This is a genomic window from Marilutibacter chinensis (assembly GCF_021725675.1).
GTDB lineage: Bacteria > Pseudomonadota > Gammaproteobacteria > Xanthomonadales > Xanthomonadaceae > Marilutibacter > Marilutibacter chinensis.
The window spans coordinates 1-16,168 of record NZ_JAKJPO010000019.1; the positions used below are offsets into that span (position 1 = coordinate 1).

Consider the following 16,168-nt stretch of genomic DNA (forward strand, 5'->3'; position numbering starts at 1 on the left):
CGCCCGAGGCCCACGCTTATCAGTTCGAGGACAACCTCGATCAACTGTTCGGGCGCAGGGCGCGAGATCCGGCGTGCGGCCCCTGCTGAATTACGGTGGTGCTGACACCGAGGCGTTATCGGGCGCGCACGCCGGGCTCTCGGCGCTTACAGTAGGGGAAAGCCAAGACATAAGGCGTTAGTCTGCAGTGACCGTAACCCGCACATCCCGGCTCAAAGAGCTTCTCCATCTCAGCCGCCCGGTAGCCGACATGTTGGCTGATTTGGCTGCCTTTGGCTGCCTTTGGCTGGGACTCGGACGAGGAATTGGTCAGTTTACGGGTGGAGCATGTCTCGGCCGTCCTCAGCCGCTTCCTCTCCGGAGAGATTTCAAGCACGGATGTAGAGGACTCGGCCAATGCCATTGAGTGCCGCGATGACATTGGTTTTCCCAAAGGAACACCGGTCGCTGACGCACTTGATGAGCTGGCCAACCCGTTGCTCACTCGGCCACTCACAAGGCAATCTGCTGTGGAGTGGGTTGCAGCACTCAGGGAGGCTTCAACCTGACAGTTCATCAGCCGAAGCCGCCTCGCGGCCCGGCAGAGTTCAGGCGCTGAGCGCCGTTTTCAGATGATCGCGGCCGATGGGCTGCTCAAGGTGGATATGAACAACTTTTACTCGAAAGCCGGGCTTGTGATGCTGGGGGTTGCGTGCCTGCTGTTTGTCACCGGACTGATGAAGGATCCGGCCCCGAGTGACTCAATCAGGAGCGTGCTCGTCGGTGTCTTGAGCGTGGCGGGAGTTGTCTTCTACGTCGCTGGCAGGATCGTGGCAGCAAGGCGGACGTAGCCCGGTAGCGGCGCGTTTCAGTGGCCGGTGGGTTGTTGTGTGGTCTGACAGTTCATCCACTCCGACACCGCTTTGTGGATCGAGTGGATCCGGCTCATGTGCGATGGACAACAACTGGCTGTAGTTCGGTCGTGAGCCCGTCGGCCTGAATCGACTATCATCGACACCTTCAGCGCGCGTGAACCCGGACACTGGACCGCCATGGACCCGCACGACTCGTCAGACCCAACCCGGGACCCGGCGGCCTGGGCAGTGGTTCGATATTGCATTGATGTTTCTCCTGAAACGTCTGCGATCTCGTCCCTGTCAATAACGCTCCGGCACGAGAGCGGCATCGAACGTGAGCTGCTTTTCACGGACCCGAGCATTCCGCAGTTCGGCGCACTGCAGGTTCCGGAGACGTCCCACATTCGCGTGTCTGACACTGGCGACCGCGGATGGGAGTCCCGGGCAAGGGTGGAGGTCTCCGAGCTTGACGAGGATCAGTCCACCCTCTTCTGGGCATCGTCCGTCGCATCGCGTACCTAAAAGTCCACTCAAACCGAAGCCGCTTTGCTGCGCGGCCCGGTCCAGGCGCTGACGCTACGGACATTTCGGGCATCTCTTGATCGAGGATCAGAACCCTGCACCATGGCCGAGTGTGTTCCTCCCGCTTCATGAGGCCCGGATGAGCTCTTCCGCCTTCCCATCGCCCTTGGGACATTCGATCCCATGCAGCTCCTTGCCGCGACTGGAGTACTCGCGGCCGGGGTCGTGAAGCCCCGGAATACGCACTGCCCGCAATGACCTCCGTCCGATGCCCCGTCCCGCGCCACCGCTACACTCTTGCGCTGCGATGTGACATTCCCAACCAAAGGATTGCCCGATGAGCCAGTGGTATTTCGTTCCCCCCGGCGGCGAGCGCGTGGGTCCGCTCGACGCCGAGGCCGCACAGGCCTATGTCCGCCGGAATCCCGCCGCGCAGTGCTGGCGCGAGGGGCTGTCCGGCTGGCAGTCGGCGCGTTCGCTGCCGGAATTCGCCGAGGCGACCGGTGCGCTGCCTTCGCATGCGCCGCCGGCACCGCCGCCGGTCAAGGGCCGCAGCGACGACATCGACTACCGGATCGTCGGCACCGACATGCAGTTCGTCGAGATCGAGCTCGATCCCGGCGAGACCGCGATCGCCGAGGCCGGCGCGCTGATGTACAAGGACGCGGCGGTGCAGATGGACACCATCTTCGGCGACGGCTCGCACAGCGGCCAGGGCGGCGGCGTGTTCGACAAGCTGCTGTCGGCGGGCAAGCGCGTGGTCACCGGCGAGAGCCTGTTCACCACCACCTTCACCCACGGCGGCGCGGGCAAGGCGCACGTGGCGTTCGCCGCGCCGTATCCGGGTACGGTGCTGGCGATGAAGCTCGACGAGCATGGCGGCCGGCTGATCTGCCAGAAGGACAGCTTCCTGGCCGGCGCGCGCGGGGTGTCGATCGGCATCCACCTGCAGCGCAAGATCCTGACCGGCCTGTTCGGCGGCGAGGGCTTCATCATGCAGAAACTGGAGGGCGACGGCTGGGTGTTCGTGCATGCCGGCGGCACCATCGTCGAGCGCGAGCTGAGGGCCGGCGAGCGGCTCGACGTCGATACCGGCTGCGTGGTCGCCTTCCACGACACCGTGCAGATGGACATCACCCGGGTTGGCGGCATCAAGAGCATGCTGTTCGGCGGCGAAGGCGTGTTCCTCGCGCGGCTCACCGGGCCCGGCAAGGTCTGGCTGCAGTCGCTGCCGTTCTCGCGGATGGCCGGACGGATGCTGGCGGCGGCGCCGCAGGGCGGCGGCCAGAACCGCGGCGAGGGTTCGGTGCTCGGCGGCTTCGGCCGGTTGCTGGACGGCGACAACAGCTTCTGATCGCACGCCCCTGATCCACGCACGGAACCGCGCCGCGCCGGCACGGTCCCGTGCCGACCTTTCCGGCGCAGCGCCGGCGCGACCGCGTCGGCGTTCCACCCCGGGTCACCCGCATGCGCGAGTTCGGCTTTACCGTGCTGTTGTTGTCGATGAGCAATGTCTTCATGACGTTCGCCTGGTACGCCCACCTGAGGGATCTGAGCCAGAAGCCGTGGATCATCGCGGCGCTTGTCAGCTGGGGCATCGCCTTCTTCGAGTACATGCTGCAGGTGCCGGCGAACCGGATCGGCCACGAGGTGATGTCGGTCGGCCAGCTGAAGATCCTGCAGGAAGTGATCACGCTGACCGTGTTCGTGCCGTTCGCGGTGTTCTACATGAAGGAACCGCTGAAGCTGGACTACCTGTGGGCGGGGCTGTGCCTGCTGGGCGCGGTGTTCTTCATGTTCCGGGAGCATCTGGCCGGAGGCTGACGCCGCGACGGCGCCCGTTTGGCCGGGAGTCGGGTTCGCGGGCGGGCCCGCCGCTATGCTGCGTGCTCATCACGAACTCCGGCCCCACTGCCCAACCCGTCATGCGCACCCGCCCCATCATCCCCCGCAAACGCTTGCGGACCGCACTGCTGGCCACCGCGGCCGTGCTGCTGGCGGCCTGCGGCGGCAACCCGACCCGTCCCGAGGCGCCGGCCCCGGTGCAGGCGCCGCCGCCGGAACTGAAGGTCGGCCTGGCGCTCGGCGGCGGCGCGGCCAAGGGCTTCGCCCATATCGGCGTGATCAAGATGCTGGAAGCGAACGGCATCCGCGTCGACACGGTCGCCGGCACCAGCGCCGGCAGCGTGGTCGGCGCGCTGTACGCCAGCGGCATGGACCCGTTCGCGATGCAGCAGAAAGCAGTCGCGCTCGACGAGTCCAGCATCCGCGACGTGCGCCTGTTCTCCGGCGGCCTGGTCCAGGGCCGGGCGCTGCAGGACTACGTCAACGCCCAGGTCGAGGGCCGGCCGATCGACCGCCTGCCGCGTCCGTTCGCGGCGGTGTCGACCCAGCTGGAAACCGGCAAGCGTACGGTGTTCGTGCGCGGCAACACCGGCCAGGCGGTGCGCGCGTCGAGCAGCATCCCGGGTGTGTTCGAGCCGGTGGCGATCGCCGGCAGGCACTACGTCGACGGTGGCGTGGTCAGCCCGGTCCCGGTCGATGCCGCGCGCCAGCTCGGTGCCGACTTCGTGATCGCGGTCGACATCTCGACCAAGGCGCGCGGTACCGCGCCCAGCGACATGCTCGGCATCGTCAACCAGTCGATCGCGATCATGGGCCAGCGCGCGGGCGCCGAGGAACTGTCGCGCGCCGACGTGGTGATCCGGCCCGAGGTGGCCACCATCGGCCCGGCCGATTTCGAGCAGCGCAGCGCGGCGATCCTGGCCGGCGAGCGCGCCGCGCTGGCGGCGCTGCCGTCGATCCGCGCGAAGCTGGCCGAACTGTCGGTCGCCCGCACCCGCGATCACCAGGCACGGCACGAACGCGAGCAACGCGAGGCCGCGCGGCTGGCCTGCCTGCAGCAGGAACCCGGGCGCATCGCCCGGCTGCTCAACCGCGAGCCGGACTGCGACGCGGCCGGGGCCTCGGCGAGCAACTGACTCAGCGCGCTGCAGGCGCCTGCAGCGGGCGCGGCCTCAGCCGCCGCCGCTCTCCGCGCCGGCGTTGGCCTCGTTGCCCGTCGCCGGTGCCGAGCAGTAGTTGTCGAATGCTTCGACACTGTTGTCGAAGCCTTCTTTCGCCGCCAGTTCCCACGGCCGCTCGCACTGGCCGCTGCGCTCGCACCAGCTGTAGCCGGCCGAACCGATGCAGCCGTGGGCGTCGCGGTCGCTGCCGGGCACGGGTCCGGCGGGAGGCGGCGCCGCGCATCCGGCGATGATCGTCAGTGACAGCGCCGCGATGACGCAGACGCGGTTCGGGTACTCGCGGATCCGGATGTTCATGCGCTTTCCTTGTCCATCTGTCGTCGCGACGCCGGCACCATCGCGATGCCAGCGCCGCGACCGTTACCGGGCCCCGTCAAGGCGGCCCGGACCTTTCCGGTTCCGGTCAGTGGTTGCCGGCGCCGGTCTTCCTGCCCTTGCACGGGTTGGCGGCAAGATAGTCCATCGCGGCCTGCGCCTGCACCAGGCCCCAGCCGCTGTAGTAGTCGTAGCCGGGCGTCTCCAGGTCGTAGGCGGACTGCCTCAGCGCATCGCGGATCTGGTGGTTGCTGCAGCTCTTGTGGTTGCTCCAGACCAGCGCGGCCACGCCGGAAACGTGCGGGGTCGCCATCGAGGTGCCCGAGTTCAGGCCGTAACCGCCGGCGAGCACGGTCGACAGCACGTCGACGCCGGGAGCGGCGAGCTCGACCTGGCTGGTGTACTGCGAGAAGTACGCCCGCTCCAGGTTGTTGTCGTAGGCGGCGACCGACATCACCGCGTCGTAGGACGCCGGGTAGGAGAAGGTGGCGTAGTCGCCCTTGGGCTCGAACCCGCCGATCGAACCGCCATTGCCGGCGGCGGCGACCAGCAGCACGCCCTTCTTGTTCAGCCGTTCGGCGACGCGCTCCTCGAGCCGGCTCGAATAGTCGCCGCCCAGGCTCATGCTGATCACGTTGGCGCCGGCCGCGGCGCAGTCCTCCATCGCGCCGGCGAGGTCGGACGCGTAGACGAAGCCGCCGCCGGAATCGAACAGGCGCACGATGTGCAGGTCGAGGTCGCCGCCGGGCACCACGCCGATCACGCCCTGGCCGTTGCCCCCCAGCGCGGCGATCGTGCCGGCGACATGGGTGCCGTGCGGGTGCAGGCCGCCGCCATCGCTGTTGTCCCAGGCACCGGCGCCCTCGTCCTCGCCGTCGACCCGGCTGGTCTGCAGGTCAGGGTGGCCGAGGTCGTAGCCGGTGTCGATGATGCAGACCTTGCGCCCGCCGCCGTACGGCACGCCGAGCGAGTCGACCGCCTGGATGCCCCAGGGCACGGTCTCGCCGTCGACGACGACGTCCTCGATCGGGGTCGGGATCGCCATCGTGCGACGGGCGACGTCGATGCCGTAGCCGGTCACCTGCGGCAGCTGCGCGCGCAATGCAGCCAGGTCGGGCAGGTTGTCCAGATCGACTTCGACCGCCAGCGTCGTGCCGTTGGCGTCGTCGAAGGCGCGCACGACCTCGACACCGTGCGACTGCAGGATCGCGGTCACGCTGGCCGCGTCCGAGCCGGAAGCGAGTTCGACCAGGTAGCGCTGCGTGTTCGCGGCCGACGCCGGTGCGGCGATCATCGCCAGGCTCGCGCCCAATGCGGTGGCGAGCAGGGTGTTCTTCATGTTCATGAGGGATCCTCGTGTGTTCGTGGTCCGTGGCGATGCGCGCTCAGCCTTCGGCCGGCGCCTCGCAGGCGTGCGTCTTGATGTTTCCGCTCATCGTTCCGTGGTTGAAGTAGCCGTCGTACGGCCCACCCACGAACGAGACGTCGTTCACCAGGACCACGTTCGGGTCCACGCCCCCCACATCGTTTTCCCGCGTCGACAGGAAACAGGCGCGGAACACGCCCTCGCCCGGCGCCGCCGGATTGGTCGACACATAGGTGCCGACCGCGGCCGGCCAGCCCTCGCAGATGCATTCGGAGTCGTCCGGGTCGAGCGAACCGGAGTCGCCCGATGCGCAGATGCCGGCCTTGGCGATCGTCGCGGTCGCCGAAACGCCACCTACCGCCTCGAAATCGATCGCGGTGCGGTCGGCGTACTTCACCCGCCCTTTGGCGTTCTCGTTGCCGCCGCAGGTATCGGCGTTGATGGTGACCACCGCCTTGCCGGTGCCGCCGGCCGAGTTGAGCGTGCCGCCCCCGGTGTATTTGGCGTTGCCCTCCACGGTGCAGGCGGACGTTCCCAGGACCAATGCCGCGCACAGGCCCAGCAGTCGGTATTGCTGTCTCATCAGTTCACTCTCCCGAATCGTTGAGAATCGGGGCCCCCTGTTGAACGCAGCCCGACCTGGCCATGCCTGCCCTGGCGGCGCCCACCCCTCCATGACGCCGATCCAGCACATCCAGCGCCTGCATGCAGGCAAACGCACTTGATCACCGATGTCAACGTGGCAGGGCAGGGTTCTCTTCCGATCCGTGCCCGGTGACGCAGCGCGGGCGCGGAATGGCACTTTCAGGCATCTGCCGAAACCCGCCACGGCCACTGCTTGCCGCACTGCGGAAATCGCGGTGCGCGCATGGCCGGAGCCGGGCAGGGAGTCTCCCCGACTCGTCAGCCGGCGCTGCGCGGCAGCGGCAGTCCGCGGAACGCCTTGACCGTGCGCAGCACGAAGCTGGAGTTCACGTCGGCGACGCCGGACTGGTTCAGCAGGCGGTCGAGCAGGAAGCGGGAGAAGTGGTCGAGGTCCTGCACCGCGATATGCAGCAGGTAGTCCATGTCGCCGGTCAGGGCATGGCAGGCGACGACTTCGTCCCAGTCGTTGACGAAGCGGCTGAACGCGCTGATCGCGTCGGCGCCATGGTCGGCCAGCTGCACGCGGACGAAGGCCTGCAGCCCCAGGCCGAGGCGCTCCGGGTCGACCTCGGCGCGATAGCCGGCGATCACCCCCTCGCGCTCGAGCCGCTGGACCCGGCGCAGGCAGGCCGACGGCGACAGATGGACCCGCTCGGCCAGTTCGGCATTGCTCTGGCGACCACTGCGCTGCAGCTCGGCCAGAATCAACAGATCGGTGCGATCGAGTTCAGCCGCGCTCATGGCATGCGCTCCATTCAAGTTTCACGCAATATTATTGCTTGTTATCAGGATGTGCGTGCAACTTTGCAAGCCCATTGCGCGCATCCTGCGCTACGTTGGGAAATCGCCCCACAAGCCCCCAAGGACACCGCCATGAACGCCACCCCCAAGCGCGTCGAGCACCAGCTGACCGACAAGGGGTACGTGCCGGTGTACACCACCGCCGTGGTCGAGCAGCCGTGGGCGGACTACTCGGCGACCGACCACGAGGTCTGGGCGACCCTGTTCGAGCGCCAGCAACGGGTGCTGGTCGGGCGCGCCAGCGACGAATTCCTCGCCTGCCAGCGGGCGATGCAGATGACCCCGGACCGGATCCCGAAATTCGACGAGCTCAACCAGGTGCTGCGCAAGGCCACCGGCTGGGAGCTGATCGGCGTCGAGGGCCTGCTGCCGGAGCTGGATTTCTTCGATCATCTCGCCAATCGCCGCTTCCCGGTCACCTGGTGGATCCGCAAGCCCGAACAACTCGACTACCTGGCCGAACCAGACCTGTTCCACGACCTGTTCGGCCACGTGCCCCTGTTGATGAACCCGGTGTTCGCCGACTACATGGCCGCCTACGGCCGCGGCGGGGTGAAGGCGCACGGCATCGGCCAGGACGCGCTGGTCAACCTGACCCGGCTGTACTGGTACACGGTCGAGTTCGGCCTGATCAAGCAGGCGGACGGCCTGCGGATCTATGGCAGCGGCATCGTGTCGAGCAAGGGCGAGTCGATCCACTGCCTGGAAAGCGATGCGCCGAACCGGATCGGCTTCGACCTGGAGCGGGTGATGCGCACCCGCTACCGCATCGACAGCTACCAGAAGACCTACTTCGTGATCGACTCCTACGAGCAGCTGATGGAAGCGACCACGCCGGACTTCACCCCGATCTACGCGAAGCTCGCAAAGCAGGACTCGATCCCGGCCGGCAACGTGCTCGATACCGACACCGTGTTCAACCGCGGCACCGGCGAGGGCTGGCTGGCGGACGGGGACGTGTGAAGGGGCTCGTCTGACGCCGACCTTCCCGGCCGGGCAATCGGGGACGGACGCGGCTCAACATGCGTCTCCGCGGCCGTACGAACTCGGCAGGGACGCAACGACACGACAATGGAATGCGGATGTCGGATCAAAAGGTGCCGGTTTCCTTTCTTGCCGGATTCTACGGGCGGAAGGATGCATTGGGCGTCCTCGCCTACCCGAGGATGCTTCCGGGCAACACCGAGTTCTGCCGCTTCTTCACTTTCATCAACGGACAGTGGGGCAGGGCCGATCTGGATTTCCAGTGCAAGTCGCTCACCTACCTGAGCGATCCTGCGCGCGACTATCGCGGCTGGTGGATCCTCGGCCGCAACGGCGAAGTGCAGGAAATCAGCAACTCCGGCGTGCGCAGGGAACAGATCGCCGGCGCCGGCCTCAACGCCGGTGCGCCCTACGGCCATGTCGGCGCCATCAAGGAGATCGACGGGGCGCTCTACGTGTGCGGCCATGGCCGGCAGCTGTACCGGCGCACGGAGAACGGCTGGGCTTCGCTGTCCGACGGCATCCTCACCCATGACACCGCCAGGGGCTTCTTCGATATCGACGGGCTGGACGGCAACAGCCTGTACACGGTGGGCTGGAATGGCGAGATATTCTTCCATGACGGACGCGCCTGGCAGCAGGACGCGAGCCCCACCAACGCCCATCTGGCCGGCGTCAAGTGCCTGCCTGATGGGAAAGTCTGGATATGCGGCAACCGGGGGGTGGTTCTCTTCGGCACCTTCGGCGACTGGCATCGGGTCGACAGCAACGGCTTCGACGACAACTGGTATTCGATCGAGCTGTTCAGCGGCACTCCCTACCTGGCGGGCAACAACCTTCTGGCCAAGGTCGAGAACGGCCGGATAATACCAGTGGATACCGGGCTCGGCCGAAAAGTGACGACACACCGGCTGCATGCCAGGGAAGGAACCCTGTGGTCGATCGGCGAAGAGGACATCCTCGCCTGCGACGGCAGAACCTGGACCCCGCTCGTCCACCCGGACAACGGTTGACAGGCTGGATGCCACCAATGGCGACCGTTTCGCGAATGGCTCTACGGCCTGCCGGTCAAGCCACCTTCGTGATCAGGCCGTGCCGCCATGCCATCCTCGAGCATCCGGCACGCGACTGATTGGAGATGTGTGCAATAGCGGAATCGGGCTCATCGAGAGCGCATCTGCCCGGGAGGATGCCAGCCCTGCCGGGGGCGGCATCCTCGCCGCCCGCGCCATCGGCCACAACTGCGACAGCCCGGAAGCAGGACAGGTACCAGAAAGCAGGGCGTTCGGCTCGAATCTGGACTGTCCGCGCAAGCCATCTCATGCTGCGGACCGGCCCATCTGGAAGTCGCGCACCTGAAGGGCTTGCGCCAGAAGCAACAGCAGCAATGGAACAGGAACTGATGCGCAAATCAGGTGTTACCTTCCTGGACGGATACTCCCCGCGGTGAAACCCTCTGGGTGTCGTCATCGTCCCGCGTCCAGCCCCGTTGATATCGAGAAAGCCATTTTGAACAATGAAGATTCCCTGTCCTTCACCTGTGGCCTGATCGTAGGGCCAGGCACGATCGTTGTGCCTGCGCTGTACAACTCGCTGCCAGGCGAACACATGTCCAGAGTCGCCTTCTGTTTCGACGGCAACTGGGTCTACAACGACGTGGATAACGATATCGTCGGGGCCATCTGTTTCCGGCGCAGCGACAACAGCCTCTGGATGCTCGGACGAAACGGCAACATTCGCCATGTGAAGTCCGGCCCAGCGGACTTCACCCTGGCCAACATCCGGGGAAAGTTCGAGAACCATCGCATTGAAACAGGTCGGCTCGGCGAGTTGCTTTGCATACGGGAGATCGATAACGAACTGTACATCTGCGGTCAATCGTCCCAGGTCTATCGCCACTCGAATGGCGCCTGGGAGAACATCAGTCCATCTGGAGCGAGGATTGCGTCCCCGACCCTTGAAAGCCTGGACGGCTTGTCACACAACAACGTCTATGCTGTTGGCGATAGCGGCCACATCCTGCACTACGACGGAGCCCGCTGGAGCACTCTTGATTCGCCAACACATCGCCCCCTGTCGTGTGTTCGGTGCAAGGGTGAAGACGAGGTTTACGCGTGCGGAAATGACGGCCTGCTACTGGTTGGGAACCGCAATGAGTGGCGTGTCGTCGATACCGGGAGAACCATGAACTTCTGGGACATGGTTCTGTACGATGGATGCCTGTACATTTCCCACGCAGATGGACTGGTTCGCTTCGACGGGTACGACTTCCTGGATATCGACATGGGAATCGCCCCGCCACCCCATGCCCATAAGCTGGATGCCCGCGATGGCTTCCTTTATTCCTTTGGCGTTGACGACATCGTCAAGTTCGACGGCAGCCAGTGGCAACGGGTGATATGCCCGCACAACACTTGAGCGTCCCTATCACGGCAATCGTCAAGCACAGAACCGATTGAAGATGAGTGGAATACCGGATACCGAGTTCATCGAAGGCGCCTTCATCCAGGAAGGCGTCAGCCCAGCCGAGGGCGTCATCATCACCGCCTGCACTGTCGGCGACGACTACGACGATCCCAGGAACAGGGTAGGTGTCAGAAGGCAGGACATGTGGCTCGAATTTGGGCTGTCTTCCGAAGCCATTCTGTCGGTTGACGCTGCCGATGACGGTTCCGCCCATGTCCTGGGCGAGAACGGCTCCGTCGTGCGCTTCGATTGGAAATCGCCGACAACTCAGGATGAACTCCGGGCCACCCGGAAGGTGTATCCAAACGCTGCCGTCGCCCATCTCGGACCTCTCCGGAGAATCCGCATCCTCGGTGGCGATGTGATCTGCGCAGGGTCTGTCGGACAGGCCTACTGCTTGCTTGGCGACCGGTTCGAGACGCTGCCAAAGTTGAGCATCGCCGGCCGTGACGTCACGATCGAGGACATCGCGGGCAGCAGTCGAAACGACTTTATCGCCGTAACCTCCGATGGCTACGCCGCACATTTCGACGGCACCCGCTGGTCCGCCATTGATTTACCGACAGACGAAGGTCTTGCCAGCATCTGCCGAGTTGACGATGGCCGCTATGCCATTGCAGGCGGGAGGGGGACTGTACTGGTTGGCGACATCGATCATTGGTCCGTCATACGGCCCCTGGATACGGAACGAAGCTATTGGGGGATTGCCGCCCATGGCGAAGAAATCCATGTGTCGCATCTGGCCGGAGTCGACAAGGTCGTTGGCCAAGCCTTGGTCGCATTGCATATAGAGGGCGCTGGCGACCTTGAATTCGCTGTGCTGCGAAGCGGCCCGAATGGGGTGTGGTCATTTGCCGGCAGAACGATCGGACTGATTCGCAATGATCAATGGCAAACGATCGTGAACTGATTCATGCCTGCCTCCTGCCCGTCGCCATATGCAGCACCGCCTGGCTGCATCAATGCTCGCTATCAGGGCACCCTGGTCGCCACTGGAGCTCGTCGCTCGATGGCATCGTGCCCAAGCCTGCGCCATGCGTTCGAAGACGGTCGCATCCAACCGTTCGGGCTCGGGGCGGAGCCTGCGCTGAGAACGCTCCAGGCAGACGGCAGACTGGCTACGTCCATCATCTTCGAGAGCTCATATGCCAAGGTTCTACTCGCACGATTTCCCCCGCCCCCCGCACGACCTGACGACTCCGGAACCTGCGGAACCCGGCGGCCTCGAGATCCCGGCGGCGACGCTAGGCGAGCTTCTTGCGCACCTGGAGGACGCGCACGGCATCCGTGTCGTCCCGCACGATCCGCCCAAGTATTTCCGCTACTACCCGCGCGATTCCGATTCCGCCGTCGAGTTCCATATGGTCGATATCCACATCTATCGTGACGGCATGGAGATATGCCCGAAGCAGGATCTTGCCTTCCCGCTCGAGGACGAGGATGCGATCGAGGCCGGCCCGCTGATGTGCTAGCGCCATCCGGAAACGTCCTGGCAGCCCGGTCCGCCAGGATCGTCCCATGATCCTGGCGGGCGATGTCCGATGCCGCCTTTCTCCTTTCGGCTACCAGACCATCGGCGCTTCGTCGATCAGGAACAGGTGCCGCTTGACGTCCTTCAGTCTCGAATTGGTGATCAGGTAGGGATCGGGGCGCTCGACGTTCTTCTCGCTGATGAACATCGGCACCTCTTCGTCCGGTGCACGGAACTGCACCACCTGGCCGTTGTAGCTGGCGACCAGCAGGGTCTTGCGGTCTTCCGACAGGTCAAGGTCGAGCACGCTGCCGCCAACGTGCAGGTAACCGAACTGATAGCCCCGGTGACTCTTCATCCAGATGTAGCCGTTGTTCGCGCCGATGAAGTAGCCGACCTTCGACGGCAGCAGCGACGACGCCCAGTGGCGGTCGTCGACATAGTTCAGGGTGTCGTCGGCCTCGTAGCCGGACGCTTCGAAGCCCGGGCTCAGGTTGGCCAACGGCAGCGAAAGCGTTGCGCTGCGGGAAAAATGGCACGACGCCAGCGCGACTTCCGGTTGCGGAACGCCATCGGCATCGGCGAGGAGATGGTTGAACCGGGCCAGGCACGGATACGATGCGCGCGGTTCCACCTCCGCCATCCGCGTCCACACGCCATCGACCTCATGGAAGACCAGGTGCGAGGAGTCCTGCTCGCCACCGGCGATGTAGCGGCCGTCCGCTGACACGTCGACATGCGGATAGGAAAGCGACATGACGAAGCCGTTCTTGCCCTCCGGATCATCGTGGTCGAGCTTGCGGGCGCAAGCGTCCACCTCGGGCACCAGCAACTGCGCGCCGTGCTCGCCGACGACGAAGATGCCGGCCGCGCTGGCCATGGCCACGCGCCGGCCATCGGGAAACACGACCAACTGATGGATGCACCAGCCCGCGCCATCGAGCTCGCGCAATCCGTCGCGCACGTCGGGATGGGCTTGTGCGAACGCATCGCCGTAGCTGTCCGGATACGGCAGCGTGGCGTTGATCTCGCCGTCCCAGCCACGCCGGATCTCGATGCGGTCGTCAAAGGCGAGTGCGTAATAGCCTCTGTCATGCGACCTGCCGAACAGGATCGCGCCTTCCATCGTGGATACGGCATCGCCTTCCAGTACGTGCACCTGTCGCGATTCGTGCGGCATGCCGACAGTGCAGGCGATGCGCCCGTCGGGGAGGAAGCCGGCCTGCGACACGGCGCGGGTGGCATCCCGCCAGTCCATCGGCTCGTTGTCGGGCGGAAACAGTTCGCGCAGCCGCGCCTGTTCGCCGCGACGGTTGAAGGCCTTGATCTGCTCCAGCACGTAGCCGGCCATGTCACCCCGCGTCTCGGCCGGCTCGGGCGTGCTCGGATTCTGGCGGTCGATGTAGATGACGTCGAGCCAGTCGTTGAGCGCCTTCTTGCAGGCACGTCCTTCGTCGATCCAGCGTCTGGACGCTGCCTCCACCGACGCGAACATGGCCGTATTGGGAGCTTCGGGGGTGTTGTTCTCGGTCATCTGCAATCCATTCTCGTTGGAGGGCTTCCCTGCCTCGGCACTGGTGCGTGCGGCATGGCGGACGGCGATTCTAGCGGCACCTCATCCGTCCTGCCTGTCGGGAACGCGCGCCGGGCCATGGCGGACGCTCCCTTGCGGCGCGGCATACGCGAAGGAGTGGACACCGAGGTCATGCGCGTGGTTCGAGGAAGGACCCGTGTGGCGTGGTCCGGTGTCGACCGGTTCGGTCGCGTCTGCCGGACGCCGCCGGACGCGGCCGAGCCGGGAGGGTCTGCAATCGCCAGCGCCGGTCCAGCCACAACTTGGCCAGCACCGCGACCAGCAGCGGCCCGAACCAGGCGAGGTACTGCAGCGTGCCGCCGCCGAGCGATGGCAACAGCCGCGGCAGTCCGATGCCGAGGAACGCGATGTGGGTGGCGATGCCGTTGCCGAGCATCGCGGTGTAGTGCTCGACCATCCACCAACGCGGCCGCGCGCGCAGCCGGTCGCGCCGTGCGCGCTTGACCAGCATGTCGATGCCGGCCGCCAACCCGATCGACGAGAAGCCCATCAGCAGCGGCGAGCCGATCCGGTACCCAAGCGCCAGCACCGCCAGCCCGCTCAGCAGCGAAAGCACGCCCAGCGCGACGAAGACCGGGCCGGTATAGCGCACGACGTCGTGCTTGTCGCGGACCGCGCGCCAGGCCGACCAGACGCCGGTGCTGGTGATCACCACCAGATACGCGAGGAAGGCGGCAGTGACCGGATTTCCGCGCAGGTACTGGGCCACGCACAGCGGCACCGCGCTGGCGATCACCACCGCCATCGCCAGCAGGTAGACCTGCCCGGCGCGGCGGTGCGGCAGGCTGCCCTTGCGCAGCATCGCCGCGCTCCAGAAACTGGCAAGCGCGACGGTACCGGCGGCGACGTGGCTGACGAAGACCAGGGTATAGGCGTTCATGGTGGAAGCTCGTTGAAGACCGCCACCAGCCTGCGTATCGGCGATGCACCATCGCAGTGCCCGTGGTCATCGCCTGCGGGTGCCGGAAGTCACTTTCGCTTCGCGGGCCATTGCATGCCTGCCGAGGCGGTCGCAGCATGGCGGCATGCGTCCCGCCCTGCGCCCGTTGCTGCAACCGCTGAACCTCGCCGCGATCGTGACCGTGGCCACGGTCGGCCTGGTGCTGCAGCACGAACTCGGCGACAAGGCCACGCATGCGTGGGCGCTGCTGGGCGTGTTCGTGCTGGCGCTGCTCGCGCTCGACCATCTGCGATCGGGTTCCCGCCTTCACGGGGCGCTGTTGCTGCTGCAGGCGGGCTGCGCGTTCGCCCTGGTCGTACTGGCGCCGCGCTCCGGCGTCGCTCCGGTGCTGCTGATCATCCTGATCGCCGAGCTGGTGATGGTGTACCCGTTGCGTGTGGTGCTGCCGCTCGCCGCGGTACTCAACGGCTTGGTCTATCTGCTGCTGGTACGGGGCGGACACGGCGCGCCGTGGCTGCAGGTCGTACTCTACGCCGGCTTCCAGATGTTCGCCGCGCTGACCACCTGGTATGCGCGCACCGCCGAGGAGGCGCGCGACCGCCTGGCCGCGGTCAATGCCGACCTGCTGGCGACCCGGAGTCTGTTGGCCGACAGCATTCGCGACCGCGAGCGCCTGCGGGTCGCACGCGAACTGCATGACGTGATCGGCCACAAGCTGACCGCGCTGACCCTCAACCTGCGCGTGCTTGCCGCCGACCTGCCGCCGCGGCAGGAGCTGCAGCAGGCCGGGCGGCTGGCAGGCGAGCTGCTCGGCGACATCCGCCGCATCGTCCATGCGGTCCGCGACGACCGCGGCTTCGACCTGGCGACCGCATTGCGCGCGCTGGCAGCGCCGTTGCCGCGCCCGCAACTCGACCTTCACATCGAGGACGACGTCCACGTCGCCGATCCGGACACCGCCGAGGCGCTGCTGCGGCTGGTGCAGGAGGCGATGACCAACAGCGCGCGCCACACCAGCGCGGCTCGGGTCCGGGTATCGCTGTCGATGACCGACGGCGGGATCCATGTCGGCATCGAGGACGACGGCCGCCTGAAGGGCCCGCTGTGCGAAGGCAGCGGCCTGGGCGGCATGCGCGAGCGGATTCACGCATGCGGCGGCCGGATCGCGTTCGGCGCCTCGGTCGGCGGCGCCCTGCGGATCGACGCGACGCTGCCGACGGCGGCGCGGGGGCCCTGAGGGC

16 protein-coding genes are annotated in these 16,168 nt (G+C 66.1%); 10 read left to right on the forward strand and 6 right to left on the reverse strand.

Features of this window, described 5'->3' with window-relative positions; all coding sequences use genetic code 11:
- The first annotated feature begins 611 nt into the window (after positions 1 to 611).
- The 4 genes from L3V18_RS17780 to L3V18_RS17795 all read left to right on the forward strand — a co-directional run bounded on the left by L3V18_RS17780 (position 612) and on the right by L3V18_RS17795 (position 4,339).
- The gene (locus L3V18_RS17780) at positions 612 to 830 is read left to right on the forward strand and encodes a hypothetical protein (protein WP_237056748.1); all 219 of its coding nucleotides are present in this window, start codon (positions 612 to 614) and stop codon (positions 828 to 830) included.
- Between the two features lie 865 nt (positions 831 to 1,695).
- Positions 1,696 to 2,712 carry a TIGR00266 family protein gene (locus tag L3V18_RS17785; protein ID WP_237056749.1) on the forward strand — a complete coding sequence of 339 codons (1,017 nt, stop codon included), beginning with the start codon at positions 1,696 to 1,698 and terminating at the stop codon, positions 2,710 to 2,712.
- Between the two features lie 113 nt (positions 2,713 to 2,825).
- The gene (locus L3V18_RS17790; protein WP_237056864.1) at positions 2,826 to 3,182 is read left to right on the forward strand and encodes a DMT family protein; all 357 of its coding nucleotides are present in this window, start codon (positions 2,826 to 2,828) and stop codon (positions 3,180 to 3,182) included.
- A 101-nt stretch (positions 3,183 to 3,283) separates the two neighbouring features.
- Complete coding sequence (locus L3V18_RS17795) at positions 3,284 to 4,339, forward strand: patatin-like phospholipase family protein (RefSeq protein WP_237056751.1); 1,056 nt, start codon at positions 3,284 to 3,286, stop codon at positions 4,337 to 4,339.
- A 36-nt stretch (positions 4,340 to 4,375) separates the two neighbouring features.
- Here L3V18_RS17795 and L3V18_RS17800 read toward each other — a convergent pair whose 3' ends face one another.
- The 4 genes from L3V18_RS17800 to L3V18_RS17815 form a co-directional block, all read right to left on the reverse strand.
- Positions 4,376 to 4,681, reverse strand: a complete 306-nt coding sequence (locus L3V18_RS17800; RefSeq protein WP_237056752.1) for a hypothetical protein — start codon at positions 4,679 to 4,681, stop codon at positions 4,376 to 4,378.
- 106 nt (positions 4,682 to 4,787) lie between these two features.
- Entirely contained in the window at positions 4,788 to 6,044 is a 1,257-nt protein-coding gene (locus tag L3V18_RS17805; RefSeq protein WP_237056754.1) for a S8 family peptidase, read from the reverse strand.
- Positions 6,045 to 6,084: 40 nt separating this feature from the next.
- Positions 6,085 to 6,648 carry a hypothetical protein gene (locus L3V18_RS17810; protein WP_237056756.1) on the reverse strand — a complete coding sequence of 188 codons (564 nt, stop codon included), beginning with the start codon at positions 6,646 to 6,648 and terminating at the stop codon, positions 6,085 to 6,087.
- Positions 6,649 to 6,968: 320 nt separating this feature from the next.
- Positions 6,969 to 7,451, reverse strand: a complete 483-nt coding sequence (locus L3V18_RS17815; protein WP_237056757.1) for an Lrp/AsnC family transcriptional regulator — start codon at positions 7,449 to 7,451, stop codon at positions 6,969 to 6,971.
- Between the two features lie 132 nt (positions 7,452 to 7,583).
- On the opposite strand from L3V18_RS17815, the gene phhA reads away from it, so the two are divergent.
- The 5 genes from phhA (at position 7,584) to L3V18_RS17840 (ending at position 12,433) form a co-directional block, all read left to right on the forward strand.
- Positions 7,584 to 8,474, forward strand: a complete 891-nt coding sequence (gene phhA, locus L3V18_RS17820; RefSeq protein ID WP_237056758.1) for a phenylalanine 4-monooxygenase — start codon at positions 7,584 to 7,586, stop codon at positions 8,472 to 8,474.
- Between the two features lie 119 nt (positions 8,475 to 8,593).
- Positions 8,594 to 9,508, forward strand: coding sequence for a beta propeller repeat protein (locus L3V18_RS17825; RefSeq protein ID WP_237056759.1), 915 nt, complete (start codon positions 8,594 to 8,596; stop codon positions 9,506 to 9,508).
- 496 nt (positions 9,509 to 10,004) lie between these two features.
- Positions 10,005 to 10,913: a hypothetical protein gene (locus tag L3V18_RS17830; protein WP_237056760.1), complete on the forward strand. Its 909-nt coding sequence runs from the start codon at positions 10,005 to 10,007 to the stop codon at positions 10,911 to 10,913.
- Between the two features lie 43 nt (positions 10,914 to 10,956).
- Entirely contained in the window at positions 10,957 to 11,871 is a 915-nt protein-coding gene (locus tag L3V18_RS17835; protein ID WP_237056761.1) for a hypothetical protein, read from the forward strand.
- Positions 11,872 to 12,106: 235 nt separating this feature from the next.
- A complete protein-coding gene (locus tag L3V18_RS17840) occupies positions 12,107 to 12,433 on the forward strand; it encodes a hypothetical protein (RefSeq protein ID WP_237056762.1) in 327 nt (108 codons plus the stop codon).
- A gap of 90 nt (positions 12,434 to 12,523) precedes the next feature.
- Here the strand turns inward: L3V18_RS17840 and L3V18_RS17845 are convergent, their stop codons facing one another.
- Both L3V18_RS17845 and L3V18_RS17850 read right to left on the reverse strand, forming a co-directional pair.
- Complete coding sequence (locus L3V18_RS17845; RefSeq protein WP_237056763.1) at positions 12,524 to 13,966, reverse strand: WD40 repeat domain-containing protein; 1,443 nt, start codon at positions 13,964 to 13,966, stop codon at positions 12,524 to 12,526.
- 169 nt (positions 13,967 to 14,135) lie between these two features.
- Positions 14,136 to 14,906 (reverse strand): hypothetical protein, encoded by a 771-nt coding sequence (locus L3V18_RS17850; protein WP_237056764.1) that lies wholly within the window; start codon positions 14,904 to 14,906, stop codon positions 14,136 to 14,138.
- 43 nt (positions 14,907 to 14,949) lie between these two features.
- On the opposite strand from L3V18_RS17850, the gene L3V18_RS17855 reads away from it, so the two are divergent.
- Complete coding sequence (locus tag L3V18_RS17855; RefSeq protein WP_237056765.1) at positions 14,950 to 16,164, forward strand: sensor histidine kinase; 1,215 nt, start codon at positions 14,950 to 14,952, stop codon at positions 16,162 to 16,164.
- Positions 16,165 to 16,168: the final 4 nt, after the last annotated feature.

Bases quoted from the DNA above. Each gene is read 5' to 3' on its own strand.
- L3V18_RS17780 (WP_237056748.1), top strand. From the start codon at position 612: ATGATCGCGGCCGATGGGCTGCTCAAGGTGGATATGAACAACTTTTAC.
- L3V18_RS17785 (WP_237056749.1), top strand. From the start codon at position 1,696: ATGAGCCAGTGGTATTTCGTTCCCCCCGGCGGCGAGCGCGTGGGTCCG.
- L3V18_RS17790 (WP_237056864.1), top strand. From the start codon at position 2,826: ATGCGCGAGTTCGGCTTTACCGTGCTGTTGTTGTCGATGAGCAATGTC.
- L3V18_RS17795 (WP_237056751.1), top strand. From the start codon at position 3,284: ATGCGCACCCGCCCCATCATCCCCCGCAAACGCTTGCGGACCGCACTG.
- L3V18_RS17800 (WP_237056752.1), bottom strand. From the start codon at position 4,681: ATGAACATCCGGATCCGCGAGTACCCGAACCGCGTCTGCGTCATCGCG.
- L3V18_RS17805 (WP_237056754.1), bottom strand. From the start codon at position 6,044: ATGAACATGAAGAACACCCTGCTCGCCACCGCATTGGGCGCGAGCCTG.
- L3V18_RS17810 (WP_237056756.1), bottom strand. From the start codon at position 6,648: ATGAGACAGCAATACCGACTGCTGGGCCTGTGCGCGGCATTGGTCCTG.
- L3V18_RS17815 (WP_237056757.1), bottom strand. From the start codon at position 7,451: ATGAGCGCGGCTGAACTCGATCGCACCGATCTGTTGATTCTGGCCGAG.
- phhA (WP_237056758.1), top strand. From the start codon at position 7,584: ATGAACGCCACCCCCAAGCGCGTCGAGCACCAGCTGACCGACAAGGGG.
- L3V18_RS17825 (WP_237056759.1), top strand. From the start codon at position 8,594: ATGTCGGATCAAAAGGTGCCGGTTTCCTTTCTTGCCGGATTCTACGGG.
- L3V18_RS17835 (WP_237056761.1), top strand. From the start codon at position 10,957: ATGAGTGGAATACCGGATACCGAGTTCATCGAAGGCGCCTTCATCCAG.
- L3V18_RS17840 (WP_237056762.1), top strand. From the start codon at position 12,107: ATGCCAAGGTTCTACTCGCACGATTTCCCCCGCCCCCCGCACGACCTG.
- L3V18_RS17845 (WP_237056763.1), bottom strand. From the start codon at position 13,966: ATGACCGAGAACAACACCCCCGAAGCTCCCAATACGGCCATGTTCGCG.
- L3V18_RS17850 (WP_237056764.1), bottom strand. From the start codon at position 14,906: ATGAACGCCTATACCCTGGTCTTCGTCAGCCACGTCGCCGCCGGTACC.
- L3V18_RS17855 (WP_237056765.1), top strand. From the start codon at position 14,950: ATGCACCATCGCAGTGCCCGTGGTCATCGCCTGCGGGTGCCGGAAGTC.